The sequence below is a fragment of the Rhodovulum visakhapatnamense genome (assembly GCF_004365965.1).
In the GTDB taxonomy this organism is placed as follows: Bacteria; Pseudomonadota; Alphaproteobacteria; order Rhodobacterales; family Rhodobacteraceae; genus Rhodovulum; species Rhodovulum visakhapatnamense.
In genome coordinates, this window is the sequence record NZ_SOEB01000019.1 from 12,899 (window position 1) to 32,247 (window position 19,349).

General features: G+C 66.7%; 19 protein-coding genes. 13 read left to right on the forward strand and 6 right to left on the reverse strand.

The genetic code is table 11. The features are described from left to right. Nucleotides 1-627: 627 nt before the first annotated feature. From EV657_RS15410 to EV657_RS15460, 11 genes are all read left to right on the forward strand, one after another. Complete coding sequence (locus EV657_RS15410) at nt 628-1,491, forward strand: branched-chain amino acid aminotransferase (protein ID WP_134078730.1); 864 nt, start codon at nt 628-630, stop codon at nt 1,489-1,491. Nucleotides 1,492-1,663: 172 nt separating this feature from the next. Then, the gene (locus EV657_RS15415; RefSeq protein ID WP_075786663.1) at nt 1,664-2,119 is read left to right on the forward strand and encodes a universal stress protein; all 456 of its coding nucleotides are present in this window, start codon (nt 1,664-1,666) and stop codon (nt 2,117-2,119) included. Between the two features lie 111 nt (nt 2,120-2,230). Further along, the gene (locus EV657_RS15420) at nt 2,231-2,797 is read left to right on the forward strand and encodes a NifU family protein (protein ID WP_075786664.1); all 567 of its coding nucleotides are present in this window, start codon (nt 2,231-2,233) and stop codon (nt 2,795-2,797) included. Continuing rightward, complete coding sequence (gene tsaB / locus EV657_RS15425) at nt 2,797-3,480, forward strand: tRNA (adenosine(37)-N6)-threonylcarbamoyltransferase complex dimerization subunit type 1 TsaB (RefSeq protein WP_134078732.1); 684 nt, start codon at nt 2,797-2,799, stop codon at nt 3,478-3,480. The genes EV657_RS15420 and tsaB overlap by 1 nt, the downstream gene beginning before the upstream one ends. Next, entirely contained in the window at nt 3,480-3,923 is a 444-nt protein-coding gene (locus EV657_RS15430) for a GNAT family N-acetyltransferase (RefSeq protein WP_134078734.1), read from the forward strand. Before tsaB ends, EV657_RS15430 begins: the two co-directional genes overlap by 1 nt. Nucleotides 3,924-4,034: 111 nt before the next feature. Then, nucleotides 4,035-5,024, forward strand: a complete 990-nt coding sequence (locus tag EV657_RS15435; protein ID WP_134078736.1) for a BMP family lipoprotein — start codon at nt 4,035-4,037, stop codon at nt 5,022-5,024. 5 nt (nt 5,025-5,029) lie between these two features. Then, nucleotides 5,030-6,589: an ABC transporter ATP-binding protein gene (locus EV657_RS15440; protein ID WP_134078738.1), complete on the forward strand. Its 1,560-nt coding sequence runs from the start codon at nt 5,030-5,032 to the stop codon at nt 6,587-6,589. Nucleotide 6,590: 1 nt separating this feature from the next. Further along, complete coding sequence (locus EV657_RS15445; RefSeq protein ID WP_134078739.1) at nt 6,591-7,685, forward strand: ABC transporter permease; 1,095 nt, start codon at nt 6,591-6,593, stop codon at nt 7,683-7,685. Then, on the forward strand, nt 7,685-8,650 hold the full coding sequence (locus EV657_RS15450; RefSeq protein WP_134078741.1) for an ABC transporter permease: 966 nt from the start codon (nt 7,685-7,687) through the stop codon (nt 8,648-8,650). Before EV657_RS15445 ends, EV657_RS15450 begins: the two co-directional genes overlap by 1 nt. Nucleotides 8,651-8,713: 63 nt before the next feature. Next, on the forward strand, nt 8,714-9,625 hold the full coding sequence (locus EV657_RS15455; RefSeq protein ID WP_075786671.1) for a sulfite exporter TauE/SafE family protein: 912 nt from the start codon (nt 8,714-8,716) through the stop codon (nt 9,623-9,625). Further along, entirely contained in the window at nt 9,625-10,383 is a 759-nt protein-coding gene (locus EV657_RS15460) for a TIGR02186 family protein (protein ID WP_075786672.1), read from the forward strand. The genes EV657_RS15455 and EV657_RS15460 overlap by 1 nt, the downstream gene beginning before the upstream one ends. Here the strand turns inward: EV657_RS15460 and EV657_RS15465 are convergent, their stop codons facing one another. The 6 genes from EV657_RS15465 to EV657_RS15490 form a co-directional block, all read right to left on the reverse strand. Beyond that, nucleotides 10,384-11,118 (reverse strand): SDR family oxidoreductase, encoded by a 735-nt coding sequence (locus EV657_RS15465; RefSeq protein ID WP_113670411.1) that lies wholly within the window; start codon nt 11,116-11,118, stop codon nt 10,384-10,386. It lies immediately after the preceding gene. Next, a complete protein-coding gene (locus EV657_RS15470; RefSeq protein WP_165828161.1) occupies nt 11,115-12,647 on the reverse strand; it encodes an ATP-dependent DNA helicase in 1,533 nt (510 codons plus the stop codon). The genes EV657_RS15465 and EV657_RS15470 overlap by 4 nt, the downstream gene beginning before the upstream one ends. Nucleotides 12,648-12,688: 41 nt before the next feature. Next, nucleotides 12,689-13,330, reverse strand: coding sequence for an acyl-homoserine-lactone synthase (locus EV657_RS15475; protein ID WP_113670412.1), 642 nt, complete (start codon nt 13,328-13,330; stop codon nt 12,689-12,691). Nucleotides 13,331-13,457: 127 nt separating this feature from the next. After that, nucleotides 13,458-14,171, reverse strand: a complete 714-nt coding sequence (locus tag EV657_RS15480; RefSeq protein WP_075787644.1) for a helix-turn-helix transcriptional regulator — start codon at nt 14,169-14,171, stop codon at nt 13,458-13,460. 430 nt (nt 14,172-14,601) lie between these two features. Beyond that, the gene (ccrA, locus tag EV657_RS15485) at nt 14,602-15,894 is read right to left on the reverse strand and encodes a crotonyl-CoA carboxylase/reductase (protein WP_075786676.1); all 1,293 of its coding nucleotides are present in this window, start codon (nt 15,892-15,894) and stop codon (nt 14,602-14,604) included. Between the two features lie 131 nt (nt 15,895-16,025). After that, nucleotides 16,026-16,358, reverse strand: coding sequence for a hypothetical protein (locus EV657_RS15490; RefSeq protein WP_075786677.1), 333 nt, complete (start codon nt 16,356-16,358; stop codon nt 16,026-16,028). A gap of 226 nt (nt 16,359-16,584) precedes the next feature. Between EV657_RS15490 and EV657_RS15495 the strand changes: the two genes are divergently transcribed. Together EV657_RS15495 and deoD are read left to right on the forward strand one after the other, a co-directional pair. Continuing rightward, nucleotides 16,585-18,564 (forward strand): protein meaA, encoded by a 1,980-nt coding sequence (locus tag EV657_RS15495; protein ID WP_113670413.1) that lies wholly within the window; start codon nt 16,585-16,587, stop codon nt 18,562-18,564. A 42-nt stretch (nt 18,565-18,606) separates the two neighbouring features. Then, nucleotides 18,607-19,311 carry a purine-nucleoside phosphorylase gene (deoD, locus tag EV657_RS15500; protein WP_134078743.1) on the forward strand — a complete coding sequence of 235 codons (705 nt, stop codon included), beginning with the start codon at nt 18,607-18,609 and terminating at the stop codon, nt 19,309-19,311. Nucleotides 19,312-19,349: the final 38 nt, after the last annotated feature.

Below are 19,349 nucleotides of genomic sequence, written 5' to 3' on the forward strand. Positions count from 1 at the left end.
GAAGGTGGCCGATCTGGACCTTGGCATTACCTTCTGTTCGGGCCTGCCTAGGTTCGAGCTGCAAGAGCGCTACGGGTCCGGCTCTGCGTTTGGTTCCGCTCGCGGCGATCACCACCATATCGGCCTGAACGCCGGGGCCAGGCTTGGCGCGCCCCTGACGCCGGGCAATACCGGGCTTTCTTCACACCACGCCCCTCTATCCCGGCAGCAAGGGCCTTAGCGTCACGCCGGCCCGGGTGCTGGCCGTCGGCCTCCCGATCGACGGCGCGGCCGGTCACCGGGTCAGCGAGGCCACCTGCCTGGCCGATCCGGTCCCCATAGGCGAATTCACAAAACGGAAACGGGCCTGACACAAAATGGAATCGCTCGCCGCACAGGGTTGGGCGGTCGGGTTCCGCTACGGTACCGTTTATCCGGGGGCCGCCTCGTCATCCCCAAGTCCGGCGCATCCGCCCGTTGCGCCAGTGCCCGCGGACTGCGAGACCCGATCCGCCCCCGGCCGCCCCGCCGGGGGCGCGTCTTTTTATGGCCGGCGCGCGCCTGGCCGGATGGTGGCGATGCTCTGCGGTCTGGACGCTCCGGCAGCCCGGGTCTAGGGTGCGCGACGAATTTCCGAAGAGGTACGCCATGGCCACAGGCACGAATATTCGCACGTATTACAAAGGGACCTGGCACCGGGGCGACATTCCGGTGATGTGCGCCGCCGATCACGGGTCCTGGCTGGGCACCACGGTCTTCGACGGAGCCCGCTATTTCGAGGGCATCGCCCCCGATCTTCAGGCCCATTGCGACCGGATCAACCGGTCGGCCGAAGCGCTGATGATCACCCCCACCATCGGCGGCGGCGAGATGGCCGAGATCGTTTGGGAAGGACTGAAGACCTACCCTGCCGATGCCGCCGTCTATATCCGGCCGATGTACTGGGCGCTTGAGGGCGACTCGCTGGGGGTCGCGCCGAAGCCAGGCGCCACCGGCTTTGCGATCTGCCTCGAGGAAATCCCGATGGCCGCACCGGGCAGCGCCACGACGATGACGACGACGCGCTTCCGCCGCCCGACGCTGGATTGTGCCGTGGTCAATGCCAAGGCGGGCTGCCTGTATCCCAACAACGCGCGGATGCTGGCCGAGGCGCGGGCCAAGGGGTTTGGCAATGCGCTGGTCGCGGATGCGCTGGGCAATGTCGCCGAGACCGCCACCGCGAATGTCTTCATCGTCAAGGATGGCGAATTCTTCACGCCCATCGCCAACGGCACCTTCCTCGCCGGGCTGACCCGCAAGCGGCATATCTCGAACCTGACGGCGGCGGGCTACACCGTGCATGAAACGGTGCTGAGCTTCGAGGATGTGCGCCAGGCGGACGAGGTGTTCCTGTCGGGCAACATGATGAAGGTGACGCCGGTCAAGGCCTTCGATGATGTGCAGTACGAGCACGGGCCTCTGACCGCGAAGGTGCGCGAGTTGTATTGGGACTGGGCGCATTCGGCCGCCTGAGCCCTGCCCCTGTGGGAGCGCGCATCTGCGCGGTTTCGCTATGGGTATTTGAGCCAAGAAGAAATCAGCAGGTCAGGCCCGCCCTCCGTGGACGGGCCTGCGGCAGGAGGGGGGAGTTGCCAGCGCGCGGCCGGTCGGTCATGCTGAGGCGCGGTTCCCGGAGGAGGCCCCGATGCGCAAGTTTCTGGTGGTGCTGGACGACAGCCGCGAATGTCTGAACGCGATGCGCTTTGCCGCGCTCCGGGCCGCGAAGACGGGCGGCGGGGTTCAGATCCTGTCGGTGATCGCGCCCGAGGAGTTCAACCACTGGATCGGCGTCGGCGATCTGATGCGCGAAGAGGCCCGCGAACGGATCGAGGCGCATTTCGAGGTCTTCGCCAAATGGATGCGCGACCGGCAGGGGATCGACCCCGAACTGGTGATCCGCGAGGGCGAGGCAGTGCCCGAGATCCTGGCGCAGATCCGGGAGGATTCCGAGATCGGCGTTCTGGTCCTGGGCGCGGGCACCGACAGCAAGGGGCCGGGGCCGCTTGTCACCCAGCTGACCCGCGGGGCGGGAAGCCTGCCGATCCCGGTGACGATCGTGCCCGGCGGGCTGTCGAAGGAACGGCTGGAAGCGGTGTGCTAGGCCCCCCTCCGAGGCGCTCCAGAGGCCGCGCGAAGCGGCCCGAAGTTCCGCAAAAGTTGACAAATCGGCCTGTCGAGCGCATATCCGAGCGCAAAGCTAAGGAATAGGCACATGTTTATCCAGACCGAATCCACTCCGAACCCCGCCACGCTGAAGTTCCTGCCCGGCCAGGCGGTGCTGGAGGCGGGAACGGCGGACTTTCCCTCGGCCGAGACCTCCGGAACCTCGCCGCTTGCGGCACGGATCTTCGGCGTCGAGGGCGTGCGCGGGGTCTTTTTCGGCACCGATTTCGTGACCGTGACCAAGGCCGAGACGGTTGACTGGGATCATATCAAGCCCGCGATCCTCGGCGCGATCATGGAACATTTCCAGTCCGGCCAGCCGGTCATGACCGGCGAGAACGCCGAGGCGGGTCACGCCGAACATGACGGCCCCGATGGCGATATCGTGCGGCAGATCAAGCAGTTGCTCGATACGCGCGTACGTCCGGCCGTGGCCCAGGATGGCGGCGACATCACCTTCCACGGCTTCGACCGGGGCGTTGTCTATCTGCACATGCAGGGCGCTTGCGCGGGCTGCCCGTCCTCGACCCTGACCCTCAAGATGGGCATCGAGAACCTGCTGCGGCACTACATCCCCGAGGTCACCGAGGTCCGTCCGGTCGCCGACGCGATGTGATGGGCCGCGCCCTCGCACCGATCCTCGGGTTCGACACCTCAGGTCCCTATTGTGCCGCAGCGCTGCTGCGGGACGGTGGTGTCGTGCTGTCCCGGCACCGGGACATGGCGCGCGGTCAGGCTGAGGCGCTGATGCCGCTTCTGGGCGAGATGCTGGCCGAGGCCGGGCTGGGCTGGTCCGATCTGGGCGGCATCGGCGTCGGTGTCGGCCCGGGCAATTTCACCGGCATCCGCGTATCGGTCGCCGCAGCGCGGGGGCTGGCGCTGGCCTCGGGCGTACCGGCCGTGGGCGTCTCGATGTTCGAGGTGCTGCGCCGCACCCAACCCGACCCGGCCCCCGATCTGCTGAGCCTCGAGGCGCCGCGCGGATTGGCCTATGTTCAGCCGCGATCCGGCGGCGTGCCGGGTGCGGCCCGGATGATCGCGCCCGACACCCCCGGCGAGGCGGCGACGCTGGACGCCGCGGGCGCCCGTCATGTCACGGGCTTTGCCGCCCGGCAGATCGGCACCGCACTCGGCATCGGCTGGACCGAGGCCGCGCCCGCCGAGATCGCCCCCCGGATCGCCCGCGCGGCCGCCGAAATTCTCGCGACCGGTGCGCTGCCGATGCGTCCGGCGCCGCTTTACGTCCGTCCCGCCGATGCCGCGCCGCCCGCCGATCCGCCGCCGTTGATCCTGCCGTGATGCCCGATGCAAGCCGGGCCCTGAGTTCCGGAGCGCTTGCCGATCTGCATGCGCGGTGCTTCACGACGCCCCGTCCCTGGAACGCGTCCGAGTTCGACGACCTGCTGGCCACGCCGGGGACCTTTCTCTGCGGCGACGCGCGAGGGTTCTCCATGGGCCGCGTCGCTGTCGGCGAGGCCGAGCTTCTGACCATTGCGGTCGCCCCCGAATGCCGACGGACGGGCCTCGGCCGCGCTAGGCTGGACGCGTTCGAGGCCGAAGCGCGCGCCCGCGGCGCGCAGGAAGCCTTTCTGGAGGTCGCGGTCGACAATGCGGCGGCCTGCGCGCTTTACACGGGCGCGGGGTTTGTGCTGGCCGGGCGGCGGCCGCGCTATTACGGTACGCCCGACGGCCGCCGCATCGACGCTTTGGTGATGCGCAAGGCCCTGTCGGCCAAGTCCTAAAATCCGGTTGACGCTCGCCCCGGCGGACGGCCTTAATCGGGGCGGGCAAACGGCCTCCCCGGGCGCGCAGGATCGCCCCCGAGGCCGGCCAACCAACCGGGAGAAATCTGGATGACGAACACGCAGAAGGTTCTGGGCGCCGCGGCCGTTCTGGCGCTGGCCGGAGGCACCGCGCTGGCCGACCCGGCCCTGATCTACGATCTTGGCGGCAAGTACGACAAATCCTTCAACGAGGCGGCGTTTACCGGCGCGGAACGCTGGAAGGCGGAAACCGGCGGCACCTATCGCGAGATCGAACTGCAATCCGAAGCCCAGCGCGAACAGGCGCTGCGCCGCTTTGCCGAGGCCGGGCTGAACCCGATCGCGATGACCGGCTTTGCCTTCAAGTCGGTTCTGGAAGAGGTCGCGGCCGATTATCCCGACACGAAATTCGAGATCATCGACGATCTGGTCGATGCGCCCAACGTGCGCTCGATTGTCTTTTCCGAACATGAGGGCAGCTATCTCGTTGGAATGATGGCCGCCATGGCGTCAAAATCGAACACCGTGGGGTTCGTCGGCGGCATGGACATCCCGCTGATTCGGAAATTCGCCTGCGGCTATGCCCAGGGCGCGAAGGCGGTCGACCCCGAGACGACGGTTCTGCAGAACATGACCGGCACCACCGCCGAGGCCTGGGCCGATCCGGTCAAGGGCAGCGAACTGGCCCGGGCCCAGATCGGCCAGGGGGCCGACGTGATCTTTGCCGCTGCGGGCACCACCGGGCTTGGGGTGCTGCAGGCCGCGGCCGATGAGGGGATCCTGTCGATCGGGGTCGACAGCAACCAGAACCACCTGCATCCGGGGCAGGTTCTGACCTCGATGGTCAAGGGCGTCGATGTCGCCGTCTACAGCGCGTTCAAGGCGGGCGACGCGCTGGAAACCGGCATGTTCCGGCTGGGGCTGGCCGAGGACGGCGTCGGCTATGCGATGGACGACAACAACAAGGATCTGGTGACGCCGGACATGATCGACGCGGTCGAAGCCGCCAAGGCCAGGATCATTTCGGGCGAGATCGAGGTGCATGACTACATGTCCGACAATACCTGCCCGGTGAAGTGACCGGCATGGCGGCGGACGCCGGGACCGGCACATCATCGGCCCCGGCCATAGAATTGCGGTGCATTTCCAAGGCGTTCGGGCCGGTCCGGGCGAACCGCGACATTTCGCTTGTGGTGCGGCGCGGCACGATCCACGGCATCGTCGGCGAGAACGGCGCGGGTAAGTCGACGCTGATGTCGATCCTTTACGGCTTCTACAAGGCCGATGCCGGCGAGATCCTGATCGGCGGGCGCCCGGTCCAGATCGGCGACAGCCAGGACGCGATCCGCGCGGGCATCGGCATGGTGTTCCAGCATTTCAAGCTGGTCGAGCCCTTCACCGTGCTGGAAAACGTGATCCTGGGCACCGAGGACGGGGCACTTCTGAAACCCTCGCTGGCCAAGGCGCGCGGCACACTGCGCCAGCTGGCGGCCGACTACGAGCTTGAGGTCGACCCCGACGCGCGGATCGAGGATCTGGGGGTCGGCATGCGCCAGCGGGTCGAGATCCTGAAGGCGCTGTATCGGCAGGCGGATATCCTGATCCTCGACGAACCGACCGGAGTGCTGACGCCCGCCGAGGCCGATCACCTGTTCCGGATATTGGAAAACCTCAAGTCTCAGGGCAAGACAATCATCCTCATCACCCACAAGCTGCGCGAGATCATGGCCGCGACCGATACGGTTTCTGTCATGCGGCGCGGGGAGATGACCGCCACCTTGCGGACCGCCGACACCAGCCCCGCCGAGCTGGCCGAGCTGATGGTCGGGCGAAAGGTCTTGTTGCGAATAGACAAGTCTCCGGCACGGCCGGGCCGCAGGGTGCTGGAGATCGAAAAGCTCTGCGTCACCGATGCGCAGGGCATCGCCCGGCTGTCCGACGTGTCGCTGAGCGTCCGGGCAGGCGAGATCCTCGGTATTGCCGGGGTGGCCGGAAACGGCCAGTCGCATCTTCTGGAGGTGCTGGGCGGCATGCGGCCCGCGACCGGCCATGTCCGGATCGACGGCAAGGAGCTTGACCTGTCGGGGCCAGGCTGCGACGGGCGGTCGCGCCGCGCGGCAGGCATCGCCCATGTGCCCGAGGACCGGCAGCGCGAGGGGCTGATCATGCCCTTCCATGCCTGGGAGGATTCGGTCTTCGGCTATCACTCCGACCCCGCTCTGCAGAGCGCGCCGGGCCTGATGGACAATGCCCGCATCCGCAGCCGTGCCGGGGACCAGATGGCGCGGTTCGACGTGCGCCCGCCCAATCCCGATCTGGCAGCACAAAGCTTTTCCGGCGGGAACCAGCAAAAGCTGGTGCTAGCGCGCGAAATCGAACGCAATCCCGATCTGTTGCTGGTCGGTCAGCCGACCCGCGGCGTCGATATCGGCGCCATCGAGTTCATCCACCGCCGCATCCTCGAGTTGCGCGACGCGGGCAAGGCGGTGCTGCTGGTCAGCGTCGAGCTGGACGAGATCCTGGGCCTTTCGGACCGGATCGCGGTCATGTGCGGCGGGCGGATCATGGGCGAGCGGCTGGCCTCGGACACCGACGAGACCGAACTGGGCCTGATGATGGCCGGAATGAAGGGAAAGGCCGCCTGAGATGAGCCAGATGCCGAAATGGGCCGATCTGGTCCTCATTCCGCTGATCAGCCTCATCGTGGCGGCGCTGCTGTCGGCGCTGGTGATCCTCGGGATAGGCGAGGACCCCGTCGCGGCCGTCAAGATGATGGTCACCGGCGCGCTCGGCTCGACCTATGCCTGGGGCTACACGCTTTACTACGCGACCAATTTCATCTTCACCGGGCTTGCGGTCGCGGTGGCCTTCCATGCGCGGCTGTTCAATATCGGCGGCGAGGGGCAGGCGACGCTGGGCGGGCTGGGCGTGGCGCTGGTCTGCCTTGCGCTGCCCTGGCCGCATTGGGCGCTGGCACTGCCGGTGGCCGCCCTTGGCGCAGCACTGTTCGGCGCCGCCTGGGCCGCCATTCCGGCCTGGCTCCAGGCCAGGCGCGGCAGCCATATCGTCATCACCACGATCATGTTCAACTTCATCGCGGCCTCGCTGCTGAACTATCTGCTGGTCAACGTGCTGCGCCCGACGGGATCGATGGACCCCTCGACCGCGCGGTTCGCAGACGGCACCCATCTGCCCACGCTGCATGACCTGCTGGCCCCCCTTGGCATCGCCTTCTCGAAAGCCGTGCCCGCCAATATCAGCTTTCTGCTGGCGCTGGCGGCCTGTGTCGCGGTCTGGATGCTGATCTGGCGAAGCCGCCTTGGCTATGAAATCCGCGCGCTCGGCCATTCCGAACCGGCCGCGATCTATGCCGGTATCCGGCCCGTGCGCACGGTGATGTGGGCGATGCTGATCTCGGGCGCGCTGGCCGGGCTGATGGCCGTCAATACCGTGATGGGCGAGGCCGAGCGGCTGGTGCTGAACTCGGTCGAGGGGGCGGGCTTCATCGGCATCGCCGTCGCGCTGATGGGGCGCAACCACCCCGCGGGCGTCTTTCTCGCCGCCATCCTCTTCGGCTTTCTTTACCAGGGCGGGGCCGAACTGGCGCTTTGGACCGACATCCCGCGCGAGCTGATCGTGGTGATCCAGGCACTGGTGATCCTGTTTACCGGCGCGCTCGACAACATGGTGCGGATGCCGCTGGAGCGGCTGTTCCTTTCGCTCCGGAAAGGGCGCGCGTGATGGATTTTCCGACGCTGCTGCAGGTGCTCGATTCCACCGTCCGGCTGGCCACGCCGCTGTTGCTGGCCTGCCTCGCAGGGCTCTTTTCCGAACGCTCGGGCATCTACGACATCGGGCTCGAGGGCAAGATGCTGGCCGCGGCCTTCTGTTCGGCCGCGACCGCGGCGGTGACCGGCTCGGTCTGGCTGGGCTTGCTGGCCGGGATCGGCGGGTCCATGGCTCTGGCCGGGCTGCACGGGCTTTCGGCCATCACCTTCCGGGGCAATCAGCTGATTTCGGGGGTCGCCATCAACTTTCTGGCGGCGGGGCTGACGGTGGTGCTGGCCCAGGACTGGTTTCATCAGGGCGGGCGCACGCCCTCGCTGCTGGGCGGCGCGCGGTTCGAGGCCATTGCCCTGCCCTTCGCCGAGACGCTGCGCCCGGTTCCGGTGCTGGGCCCGGTCTATGCCGAGCTGATCTCGGGCCATACGCTGCTGGTCTATGTCGCAGCCCTGCTGGTTCCGGCCAGCTGGTGGGTGCTGTACCGGACGCGCTTCGGGCTGCGGCTGCGCGCGGTCGGCGAAAACCCCGAGGCGGTCGATACGGCAGGCGTCTCGGTCCAGGCCACGCGCTATGCGGCGGTGGCGATCTGCGGGCTTCTCTGCGGGCTGGCGGGGGCCTATCTGGCGACCGCGCTGCAGGCGGGCTTTTCCAGGGACATGACCGCCGGGCGGGGTTATATCGCGCTGGCAGCCCTGATCTTTGCGAAATGGCGGCCGTGGCAGGCACTGGGCGCGACGCTTCTTTTCGGGCTGCTGCAGGCCGTGGCCCTGCGCTATCAGAATATCGAGCTTGGCGGGGTCGGCCTGCCGGTGCAGGTGATGGATGCGCTGCCCTATATCCTGACCGTGGTGATCCTTGCGGGCTTTGTCGGGCGGGCGATCCCTCCCCGTGCCGGGGGCGAGCCCTATGTGAAAGAGCGGTAAAATCTGACCCCGCCGGGCTGCGCATCCTTGCCAGGACCGGGAGAGGCGCTTTAGGGACCGGTCATGCAGATCTACCTACCCATCGCCGAGGTTTCCGTGAACGCCTTCGTCCTTCTGGGCCTGGGCGGGATCGTCGGCATCCTGTCGGGGATGTTCGGCGTCGGCGGGGGGTTCCTGCTGACGCCGCTGCTGTTCTTCATCGGCATCCCCCCGGCGGTCGCGGTTGCGACCCAGGCGGCGCAGATCGTCGCCTCGTCGATCTCGGGCGTGCTGGCGCATTTCCGGCGCAAGACCGTCGATCTGCGCATGGGAACGGTGCTGCTGGCGGGCGGCATGTGCGGCGCGGTGCTGGGGGTCTGGATCTTTAACCTGATGCGCGGCATCGGCCAGGTCGATCTGCTGGTCAAGCTGTGCTACGTGGTCTTTCTGGGCGTGATCGGCGCCTTGATGTTCGTCGAAAGCCTGGCCGCCATCAACCGCACCCGCAAGGGCGTCGTGCGCAAGCGCAAGCAGCGGACCTGGTTCGACGCCCTGCCCTTCAAGATGAAGTTCCGCACCTCGGGGCTGTATCTCTCGGCGATCCCGCCGCTGATCGCGGGCGCCTTCGTGGGTGTGCTGTCCGCGATCATGGGGGTCGGCGGCGGGTTCATCATGGTGCCTGCGATGATCTACCTGCTGGGCATGCCGACCAAGGTGGTGATCGGCACCTCGCTGTTCCAGATCATCTTCGTCAGCGGTTTTACGACGATCCTGCATGCCACAACCAACCACACCGTCGATCTGGGGCTGGCGCTGCTGTTGCTGATCGGGGGCGTCGTCGGGGCCCAGATCGGCACCGGAATCGGGCTGAGGATGAAGGCCGAACAGTTGCGCATCTGGCTCGCGATCCTGGTGCTCGCGGTCTGCGGCAAGCTGGCGCTCGATCTGCTGATCGAACCGGCCGAGCTTTATTCGATTGCCGAAAGGGTGCGCTGATGGCCTGGCGTCTGATCGTCGTGCTGTTGCTGGCCGCCCTGCCCGCCCGGGCCGAGCAGGTGGTGGCCGGTCTCAGCCAGACCCGGGTGTCGATCACCACCAATTTCGCGGGCTCCGAGATCCTGATCTTCGGCGCGGTCAAGCGCGACGCCCCCGCCCCCGCAGGCCCCCCGCTCGAGGTGGTGGTCACCGTCGCCGGGCCCTCGGCCCCCGCCACCGTGCGCAAGAAGGACCGTCGCGTCGGGATCTGGGTCAATACCGAATCCGTCCGGATCGCGGCAGCACCCAGCTTCTATGCAGTGGCGACGACCGCGCCGCTGGATCAGGCGCTGTCCCAGACCGAGGACCTGCGCCACAAGGTGTCGATCCCGCGCGCGATCCGGTCGGTGGGTGTCACCGAAGAGGCCCCCGAGGCGCAAAGCTTCATCGACGCGCTGATCCGCATCCGGTCCGAGACCGGGCTTTATCAGGAACTGCCCGGCGCGGTCGAGCTGGACGAACAGACCCTGTTCCGCACCTCGATCGCGCTGCCCTCGAACCTGACCGAGGGCGACTATGCCACCCGGATCTTCCTGACCCGGGGCGGTGACGTGGTGGACGCCTTCGAGACCACCATCGGCGTGCACAAGGTCGGGCTGGAACGCTGGACTTACCTGCTGGCCCACGAGCATCCGCTGGCCTATGCGATCCTGTCGCTCGGCATCGCCATCGCCGCGGGCTGGGGCGCCTCGGCCGCGTTCCGGATGATGAAAAGCTGATCAGCCGCGCCCGATATAGGGCATCGTCGTCGCCATCACCGTCATGAACTGAACATTGGCCTCGGGCGGCAGGTCGGCCATGTGCAGGACCGAGCGCGCGGCATGGGCGACATCCATCGTGGGCTGCACCGGCCGTCCTTCGGCCCGCGCGCGGTCGGTCAGATCCTCGACCAGCGCGGTGCGGGCATTGCCGATGTCGATCTGCCCGCAGGCGATCCCGAAAGGCCGCCCGTCGAGGCTGAGCGTCTTGGTCAGCCCGGTCACCGCATGTTTGGTGGTGGTGTAGCAGACCGAGCCCTCGCGCGGGACATGGGCCGAGAGCGAGCCGTTATTGACGATCCGCCCGCCCTGCGGGTCCTGCGCCCGCATCCGCGCGAAGGCCGCGCGCGCGGCCAGGAACATGCCGCCGACATTGACGGCCAGCACCTGCGCCCAGGCAGCCGGATCGATGTCGTCGATCGAACCCGAGGGGCCGAAGGTGCCGGCATTGTTGAACAGCACGTCCAGCCGCCCGGCCCAGACCATGAAGGCGTCGAAGGCGGTCTCGACCTCCCCGGCATCGGTCACGTCGGCAGGCAACGCCAGCGCACCCTCGTGTCCCGCCGCGATCTGATCCAGCAGATCGGCGCGGCGGGCCAGCAGCCCGACCCGCCAGCCATGGTCCAGAAACAGCTCGGCCGTGGCGCGGCCGATGCCGCTGCTGGCGCCGGTGATCAGGATCGTCCTTGCGGTCATGGGCGCGCCTCCTCGGCGGTCAGGGTCAGGGGGGCGGGCGCGGCCACCAGATCGTCGGCGGTCAGCGCCCGGGTCGGCCGCGCAAGCCGGTAGCGCGTGACCCAAAGCAGGCGCTCTTCGGCGCGGGTGATCGCGACATAGGCCAGCCGCTTCCAGAGCGGCTGGCCCGCCTCGACCCGACCCGCCCGGGCGGCCGCGTAAAGATCGGGGGCAAAGACCTGCACCGCGGGCCATTGCGAGCCCTGCGCCTTGTGGATCGTCACCGCCGCCCCGTGCAGGAAGGCCGCGCCCATGGTGGCGGCATAGGGGATGAAGGGTTCCTCCTCGTCCGGCAGCTCGATCTTGACGATCGAGGCCACCGACAGCCGCGGGTCCTCGGCGCCGACCACATGCATGATCGAAAAGCCCGGCTTTCGCCCCGGCCCCACATAGATCACCTGCGCGCCCTTGATCAGCCCGCGCGCCTCGAGGTCGATCCGTTTCTTGCGGTGCTTCAGCGGCAGTTCGATCCCGTCGCAGATCAGCGGCTCGCCCGGCAAAAGCGCGTCCTCGGGCGCGCCCTGAGCCTGGCGGAAGGCGTTGATCAGCCGGATGCGGGTGGCATTGCGCCAGACCAGCACCGGCGAGCGCGCCATCAGGTCGGAATCGACGCGGGGCGCCAGCTCGACCCGGGGGTCACGGGCGGCGGCCTGTTCGACCATCCGCTCGAACCGCTCGAAATCGACCTCGGGGTCGGCCAGCGCATGGGCCAGATCGAGGATCGGGTTGTCGTCCTGCTGGCGGTGGATGCGCTGCAGTTCCAGCGTCTGCGGCCCGGCCAGACGGTCGAACACCATCTTGCCCGACTGGTTGACCGGCGCAAGCTGCGCCGGATCACCGAAGAGGACGAGCGCGGGGAAAAGTTCGCGCAGGTCGTCGAACTGGCGTTCGTCGAGCATCGAGGCCTCGTCGACGAACCCGATGTCAAGCGGGTCTTCGCGCCGCTTCCAGCCCTTGATGAAATCGCTGCCCTTGAGCCCCGCCGCCGCCAGCGCCCCCGGCACCGAGGGCACCGCGGCATAGAAGGCCTGCGCCCGGTCGAGCGCGGCTTCGGTCAGCCCCTCGATCTCGGGGCGGTCGCCCTCGCCGGTCAGCCATTCGGCGATCTTCTCGTATTCGGGGTCGTAGACGGGCGTATAAATGATGCGGTGGATCGTGGTCGCGGGTACGCCGCGCTGGCGCAGCACGCTGGCGGCCTTGTTGGTCGGCGCCAGAACCGCCAGCGTCCGGCGGTCCTTGCGGCGCTTGCCCTCATAATCGCCCGAGACGATCTCGACCCCCGCCTCGACCGCGGCGCGCACCAGTTCCGCCAGCAGCAGCGTCTTGCCCGATCCGGCCTTGCCGGTGACCGCCAGAACGCCGGTCTTGCCCTCGCTCCGGGCGCAGAGGGTTGCGTCATCGAGATCGACGCCAAAGCCGCGCAGCATCCCTGCCACGCGGTCATGGGCTTCGGCCTGGTCCTCGGAAAAGCGCAGCGCGGGCACGGTCATGGGCGCAGCCTACAGGCCGCGCCCGTCCGGTGCCAGCGCGTTCAGGCGACGGCGAGTTCCCGTTGCACCGGGGTCGGCGCCGAGAACGAGGCGCGGAACCAGTCCAGCGAGGTCTCGCGCCCGATGCCGAGGCGCGCCAGGGTGCGGGGCCAGGCGGCCTCCTGCATTTCCCACAGGCCCACGCCGATGCGGTCGCGCCCCTGGCCCGAAGTGCCGATCACGTTGGGTTCGACGCCCATCAGCCGGTAGATCCGTTCCATCCGCGGGTCGAAGACAGCGACGAAATGCTCGACCGCGAACTGGGCCATCACCTCGCCCGCGCCCAGCACCAGCCCGGCCGAAACCTCGCGGTCGGCATCGGGGGCCAGACAGAAGCGCGTGCATTCCCAGATCAGCGGGCTTTCGATGCGCGCGCCGCCGGTCGCATGCAGGAAGTGTTCGTTCACCATCGTCCGCCCGGTCGTGGGAAGGAACCGCATCGATCCGCCATGGCGTCCGTCGGGTTGCTCCCAGATCACGTAAAGCGGGTTCAGAGCGTCATACTGGTCGCGCTCTTCGCCCCTGTCATTGACGCTGACAGCCCAGCCGAGACGGTCGTGGAACTGAAGCGCGCGGTCCCTGAACATGGTGTCGCGCAGAAGCGGGAACTTGTGAAGGTCGACACCGTAGATGTAACGCAGCATGTTTGGTAGCCCTCTGCCGATCACTTGATGGGCTCAGGCTACGGAGAGCTTGGTTACCAGCGCGCTAACCAAGCGCCCTCTAACGCCACGTCATGGGGATATTTCTTTTCCTAACAGATAGTTAAGCCTAGACTACGATCAGGCCGGCACTCAGCGCGCGGGCCACCGCATGGGTCGTGTTCAGGGCTCCGAGCTTGTGGCGGGCGGTCTCGACATAGACCCGCAGCGTGTGTTCGGAGATCGACAGTTCCTGCGCGGCCTGGGCCCGGCTCATGCCCTTGGCCAGAAGGGTCATGGCGCTGAGTTCGCGCGGGGACAGGGCAGCCCGCGGGGCAGGATCGGCCGCTTGTTCTAATTCCAGCGCCTTCTTGTTGAAGTCATGGGCGATCAGGATCAGGTCGCGAAGATTGAGTTGCTTGAACATGTCCCAGGATACATCTGAACAACTGTCGTTCACGGTGAAGAGCGCGAACTGCCCCTTGGGTCCATGCAACGGGATCGACACTCCCTGATTGCCAAGTCCGTGGGCGATGGCGTCTTCGAGGAAGGCTCGTGAGGCTTTGGTGGACCAGTCGAGCTCTTTCCAGTCGACCGGATGGAAGCGGCTGTAGCAGCCGAAGATCACCGGATCGATCATCAGGTAGTCGCGGTCGAGATAGCGGTCGACCCATTCGGTCGAGTAGGTGCCGGCGCCGTAGCGTTCGCCGACGCTGTTTACCCAGTGGTAGACGACGTGGAAGACGCCGTAGCGGTCGCGCAGGTCTTCGGTGGCACGATACAGGTCCTCAAGCGTCGTTGCCCGTTGCAGCCGGTCGAGGAACGATTCTAAGCCGCCTTGCATCACATGAATCTGCATCGCCCCACGTCGTCACAGACGACGCTCTTTCCCCAACCTGAGCCCGCGCACGGCCTGCCTCGAGGGACGAGATCTCGACAGCTGCCAGAGCCTGGCAGGTGAGGAGCTCCTCGGACAGAGCGGTCAACCCATTCTTTCTCGCATAGTTCTTGAGGTCGCCAAGAATGTCGATCAGCCACTCGTGCTTCATGATCGTTGTCCCGTCCTAGTGGTTAATGAAACGTTAACATAAGTCTAGCACAGGACAAAAAACGCCGAAATTCGCGAATTCTCCCTCCCCAGAAATGGGGAGGGGGCGAAAATGCAAGCTCTTGATTTCCAGTCGGAGGAGAAGCGATTCGCATCCAGACGGCGGATTCGCGAAGGACACACGCTATGCGTGTGTCCTCCAATAAACCACACCCTTAGGGTAGAATCAAGCGGCGGGACCCGCGTCCAGAACGTCGGCGAAAGTCCGCAGACCGGTGCGGGGGGCCTGCACCAGAACCGCCATGTTGCCCGGCTTGTGCTCGTTACGGAGCATCTTCAGATGCGCCTGCGGGATCTCGTTCCAAGGGAAGACCTCGGACATGCAGGGGTCGATCCGGCGCTGCACCATCAGCCGGTTCGCCGCGGCCGCCTGCTTGAGATGGGCGAAGTGGCTGCCCTGGATGCGCTTCTGGTGCATCCAGACATAGCGGGCATCCATGGTCAGGTTGAAGCCGCTGGTGCCCGCGCAGATCACCACCATGCCGCCGCGCTTGACCACGAAGGTCGAGACCGGGAAGGTCGCCTCGCCGGGATGCTCGAACACCATGTCGACATTGACGCCCTTGCCGGTGATGTCCCAGATCGCCTTGCCGAACTTGCGGACCTCGCCGAACCACTCCTTGTATTCGGGCGTGTTGACCTTGGGCAGCTGGCCCCAGCACTTGAAGTCCTTGCGGTTGATCACGCCCTTGGCACCCAGATCCATGACGAAGTCGCGCTTGGACTCCTCCGAGATCACGCCGATGGCATTGGCGCCCGCGGTGTTGATCAGCTGGATCGCGAAGGACCCGAGCCCCCCCGAGGCGCCCCAGACCAGCACGTTCTGGCCGGGTTTCAGTTCATGCGGATGGTGACCGAACAGCATCCGGTAGGCGGTCGCCAGGGTCAGCGTGTAACAGGCCGACTCCTCCCAGGTCAGGTGCCGCGGCCGTTCCAGCAATTGCTGCGCCTGCACACGGGTGAACTGGGCAAAGGACCCGTCCGGGGTCTCGTAGCCCCAGATCCGCTGGCTGGGCGAGAACATCGGATCGCCGCCATTGCATTCCTCGTCGTCGCCGTCGTCCTGGTTGCAGTGGATCACGACCTCGTCGCCCACTTTCCAGGTCTTCACCGCCGAGCCGACCGCCCAGACGATGCCCGAGGCGTCCGAACCCGCGATGTGATAGGGCGCCTTGTGGCCATCGAAGGGCGAGACGGGGATGCCGAGGCCCGCCCAGATGCCGTTGTAGTTGACGCCCGCCGCCATCACCAGGACCAGCACCTCGTGGCTGTCGATGGCGGGCGTTTCGACCACCTCGACCTGGAACGACTTGTCGGGCTCGCCATGGCGGTCGCGCCGGATCGCCCAAGCGTACATCTTCGGCGGAACGTAGCCCAGCGGGGGCATCTCGCCGATTTCGTAAAGTTCCTTCTCGGGCGCCTCATAGGGCGCGATCCCGGGATTCTGATCAAGGGCCATGGCTGCCTCCTCAAGAAATGCTGCGCCGCAGAGTCGCGCTATTCCCGAGGAAATACGGTCCGCCGCGAAACATTGCAACCCGAGGTGAGCCAATCTTGAAACTTTATGTCCAAGAGAAAGGGGGCGGCGGCCTAGTTGTAGGTGAAGGTGCCGATCTCGCAGACATTCACGCGCGGTTCGACCAGTTCGTCGCCATCCTCAAAGACGGCGCGGAAGTCGAACAGGCAATAGCCGGACCCGTCATGGAAATTGATCATCACCGACTGGCCCGAATAGAGGATATCCGGCCCAAGGATATCCTCTTCCCAGCTACTGGCGCCCGTGTTCGATCCGTAGAATTCCACCAGCGCGAAGCCGGTGTTGTTGACGATCCTGACGTGGCGGTCGAGCGCGAAGGCGGGACTCGCGACAGATGCGGCGACGGCCACGGCAAGCACAGGAGAGAAAGGGCTGCGAACTGACATTGGCGCCTCCGCAAGGATACAGGATCACGCCGCATACCATCGCAACGTGTGCCACACCGTCGCCGCGATTCTGGGCCATTGAAGGGAGAAAACGGGGCAAAAGCCGCGATTGACGTCGATGCCGCGCCGCGGCGAATTGACAGCGACAGATTCTTTCTTCTATCTGCATTTGTATCGCAACATTGTTACGGTCACGGCAGTCAGTCACCAGCCCAGGGAGGTCCGTATGCCCAACGACACTCAAACTCCGGTCCGCGATCGGCCCTGGCTCTTCCGCACCTATGCGGGCCATTCGACCGCCGCGGCCTCGAACGCGCTTTACCGCGCCAACCTCGCCAAGGGACAGACCGGGCTGTCCGTGGCCTTCGACCTGCCGACCCAGACCGGCTATGACAGCGATCACGAACTGGCGCGCGGCGAGGTCGGCAAGGTCGGCGTGCCGATCGACCATCTGGGCGACATGCGGACGCTGTTCGACCGCATCCCGCTGGAACAGATGAACACCTCGATGACCATCAACGCGCCCGCGCCCTGGCTGCTGGCGCTTTATATCGCCGTGGCCGAGGAACAGGGCGCCGATGTGTCCAAGCTGCAGGGCACGGTGCAGAACGACCTGATCAAGGAATATCTGAGCCGCGGCACCTATATCTGCCCGCCGAAGCCCAGCCTTCGGATGATCACCGATGTCGCGGCCTATACGCTTGAGCATCTGCCGAAATGGAACCCGATGAACGTCTGTTCCTACCATCTGCAGGAAGCGGGCGCGACGCCGGAACAGGAGCTGTCCTATGCGCTGGCGACCGCGACCGCGGTGCTCGACGATCTGCGCGGGAAGGTGGCGCCCGAGGACTTCCCGGGCATGGTCGGACGGATCTCGTTCTTCGTGAATGCGGGCATCCGCTTCGTCACCGAGATGTGCAAGATGCGCGCCTTCGTCGAGCTCTGGGACGAGATCTGCCAGGACCGATACGGCGTCGAGGACCCCAAGCACCGGCGCTTCCGCTACGGGGTGCAGGTCAACAGCCTCGGCCTGACCGAGCAGCAGCCCGAAAACAACGTCTACCGCATCCTGATCGAGATGCTGGCGGTGACGCTGTCGAAGACCGCCCGCGCCCGCGCCGTGCAGCTTCCGGCCTGGAACGAGGCGCTGGGTCTGCCGCGCCCCTTCGACCAGCAATGGTCGATCCGGATGCAACAGATCCTGGCCTACGAGACGGACCTTCTGGAATACGAGGACCTCTTCGAGGGCAACCCCGCCGTCACCGCGAAAGTGGAAGAGCTGAAGCGGAATGCCCGGGCGGAACTGGCGCAGATCGACGCGATGGGCGGCGCGGTCGCCGCGATCGAGCACATGAAATCGCGGCTCGTCGAAAGCAATTCCGACCGCATCGGCCGGGTCGAGACCGGCGCAACGGTGGTGGTCGGCGTGAACCGCTGGACCGAGGGCGAGCCTTCGCCTCTGACCTCGGGCGAGGATGCGATCATGGTGGTCGATCCCAGCGTCGAGGCCGACCAGATCGCCCGGCTGGCCGCCTGGCGCGACAGCCGCGACAGCGCGGCGGTCGAGGCAGCGCTGGCCGCGCTCCGCGAGGCGGCTGCGACGGGCCGGAACATCATGCCGCCGTCGATTGCCGCAGCCAGGGCGGGGGCCACGACCGGCGAATGGGGCGACGTGATGCGCGCGGTCTTCGGCCAGTATCGCGGCCCCACGGGCGTCTCGAAAAGCCCCTCGAACCGCACCGAGGGGCTCGACGAGATCCGGGCCGAGGTCGATGCGCTGGCCGGACGGCTCGGGCGGCGGCCGAAGTTTCTGGTCGGCAAGCCCGGTCTCGACGGCCATTCGAACGGCGCCGAACAGATCGCGGCGCGCGCCCGCGATTGCGGCATGGACATCTCTTACGAGGGCATCCGGCTCACGCCTTCGGAAATCGTGGAAGCGGCCAAGGCCGAGCGGGTCGACATCGTCGGGCTCTCGATCCTGTCGGGCAGCCATATTCCGCTGATGGAAAGCCTGATGCGGCTGATGAAAGAGCACGATCTGACCCATATTCCGGTGGTGGTGGGCGGCATCATCCCCGAGGAGGACGCAAGGCGACTGCGCGCGATGGGCGTGGCCAAGGTCTACACGCCGAAGGATTTCGAACTGAACCGGATCATGTTCGACGTGGTCGGGCTGATCTCGCCCGAACGGGTGGCGGCCGAATAGCCAGCGGCTATAACGGGGGTCTCAGCGGTTGAGGAGACCCCCATGAGCCTTCATATCGGCGCGCAACCCGGCGAGATCGCCGAGACTGTCCTGCTGCCCGGCGACCCGCTGCGGGCGGAATGGGCGGCCAAGACATTTCTGGACGATCCGGTCTGCATCAACCGGGTGCGCGGCATGCTGGGCTTTACCGGGTTCTGGCGCGGCCACCGGGTCACGATCCATGGCAGCGGCATGGGGATGCCCTCGCTGTCGATCTATGCCAACGAGCTGATCCGCGAGCATGGCGCAAAGACGCTGATCCGGATCGGATCGGCCGGCGCGATGCAGGAGCAGGTCGCGCTGCGCGACATCGTGCTGGCGATGACCAGCTCGACCCTCTCGACGCCCTCGCGCGGCACTTTCCGCGAGCTGAATTTCGCCCCTTGCGCCGATTTCGGGCTGCTGGCGGCGGCGCACGGGGCGGCGCTGGCCAAGGGCGCCCGGACCCATGTCGGCGGCATCTATTCGGCCGATGTCTTCTATGACGAGCGTCCCGACCTGAACGCCGAGCTGACCCGGCACGGCGTTCTGGCGGTCGAGATGGAAGCGGCCGAGCTGTACATCCTGGCCGCACGGCACGGGGCGCGGGCGCTGGCGGTGTTGACGGTGTCGGACCATCTGCTGACCGGGGCGGCGCTTTCGCCCGAGGAACGCCAGACAGGGTTCGCCGAGATGGTCGAGATCGCGCTGGAGGCCGCGTTTTCCTGACCCGGAGTCGGGGCAACCGGCGGGCGTTGCGGCTTGGG

What these genes read in the sequence shown, in the direction of transcription:
- EV657_RS15410 (WP_134078730.1), top strand. Translation starts at nt 628, where the DNA reads ATGGCCACAGGCACGAATATTCGCACGTATTACAAAGGGACCTGGCAC.
- EV657_RS15415 (WP_075786663.1), top strand. Translation starts at nt 1,664, where the DNA reads ATGCGCAAGTTTCTGGTGGTGCTGGACGACAGCCGCGAATGTCTGAAC.
- EV657_RS15420 (WP_075786664.1), top strand. Translation starts at nt 2,231, where the DNA reads ATGTTTATCCAGACCGAATCCACTCCGAACCCCGCCACGCTGAAGTTC.
- tsaB (WP_134078732.1), top strand. Translation starts at nt 2,797, where the DNA reads ATGGGCCGCGCCCTCGCACCGATCCTCGGGTTCGACACCTCAGGTCCC.
- EV657_RS15430 (WP_134078734.1), top strand. Translation starts at nt 3,480, where the DNA reads ATGCCCGATGCAAGCCGGGCCCTGAGTTCCGGAGCGCTTGCCGATCTG.
- EV657_RS15435 (WP_134078736.1), top strand. Translation starts at nt 4,035, where the DNA reads ATGACGAACACGCAGAAGGTTCTGGGCGCCGCGGCCGTTCTGGCGCTG.
- EV657_RS15440 (WP_134078738.1), top strand. Translation starts at nt 5,030, where the DNA reads ATGGCGGCGGACGCCGGGACCGGCACATCATCGGCCCCGGCCATAGAA.
- EV657_RS15445 (WP_134078739.1), top strand. Translation starts at nt 6,591, where the DNA reads ATGAGCCAGATGCCGAAATGGGCCGATCTGGTCCTCATTCCGCTGATC.
- EV657_RS15450 (WP_134078741.1), top strand. Translation starts at nt 7,685, where the DNA reads ATGGATTTTCCGACGCTGCTGCAGGTGCTCGATTCCACCGTCCGGCTG.
- EV657_RS15455 (WP_075786671.1), top strand. Translation starts at nt 8,714, where the DNA reads ATGCAGATCTACCTACCCATCGCCGAGGTTTCCGTGAACGCCTTCGTC.
- EV657_RS15460 (WP_075786672.1), top strand. Translation starts at nt 9,625, where the DNA reads ATGGCCTGGCGTCTGATCGTCGTGCTGTTGCTGGCCGCCCTGCCCGCC.
- EV657_RS15465 (WP_113670411.1), bottom strand. Translation starts at nt 11,118, where the DNA reads ATGACCGCAAGGACGATCCTGATCACCGGCGCCAGCAGCGGCATCGGC.
- EV657_RS15470 (WP_165828161.1), bottom strand. Translation starts at nt 12,647, where the DNA reads ATGACCGTGCCCGCGCTGCGCTTTTCCGAGGACCAGGCCGAAGCCCAT.
- EV657_RS15475 (WP_113670412.1), bottom strand. Translation starts at nt 13,330, where the DNA reads ATGCTGCGTTACATCTACGGTGTCGACCTTCACAAGTTCCCGCTTCTG.
- EV657_RS15480 (WP_075787644.1), bottom strand. Translation starts at nt 14,171, where the DNA reads ATGCAAGGCGGCTTAGAATCGTTCCTCGACCGGCTGCAACGGGCAACG.
- ccrA (WP_075786676.1), bottom strand. Translation starts at nt 15,894, where the DNA reads ATGGCCCTTGATCAGAATCCCGGGATCGCGCCCTATGAGGCGCCCGAG.
- EV657_RS15490 (WP_075786677.1), bottom strand. Translation starts at nt 16,358, where the DNA reads ATGTCAGTTCGCAGCCCTTTCTCTCCTGTGCTTGCCGTGGCCGTCGCC.
- EV657_RS15495 (WP_113670413.1), top strand. Translation starts at nt 16,585, where the DNA reads ATGCCCAACGACACTCAAACTCCGGTCCGCGATCGGCCCTGGCTCTTC.
- deoD (WP_134078743.1), top strand. Translation starts at nt 18,607, where the DNA reads ATGAGCCTTCATATCGGCGCGCAACCCGGCGAGATCGCCGAGACTGTC.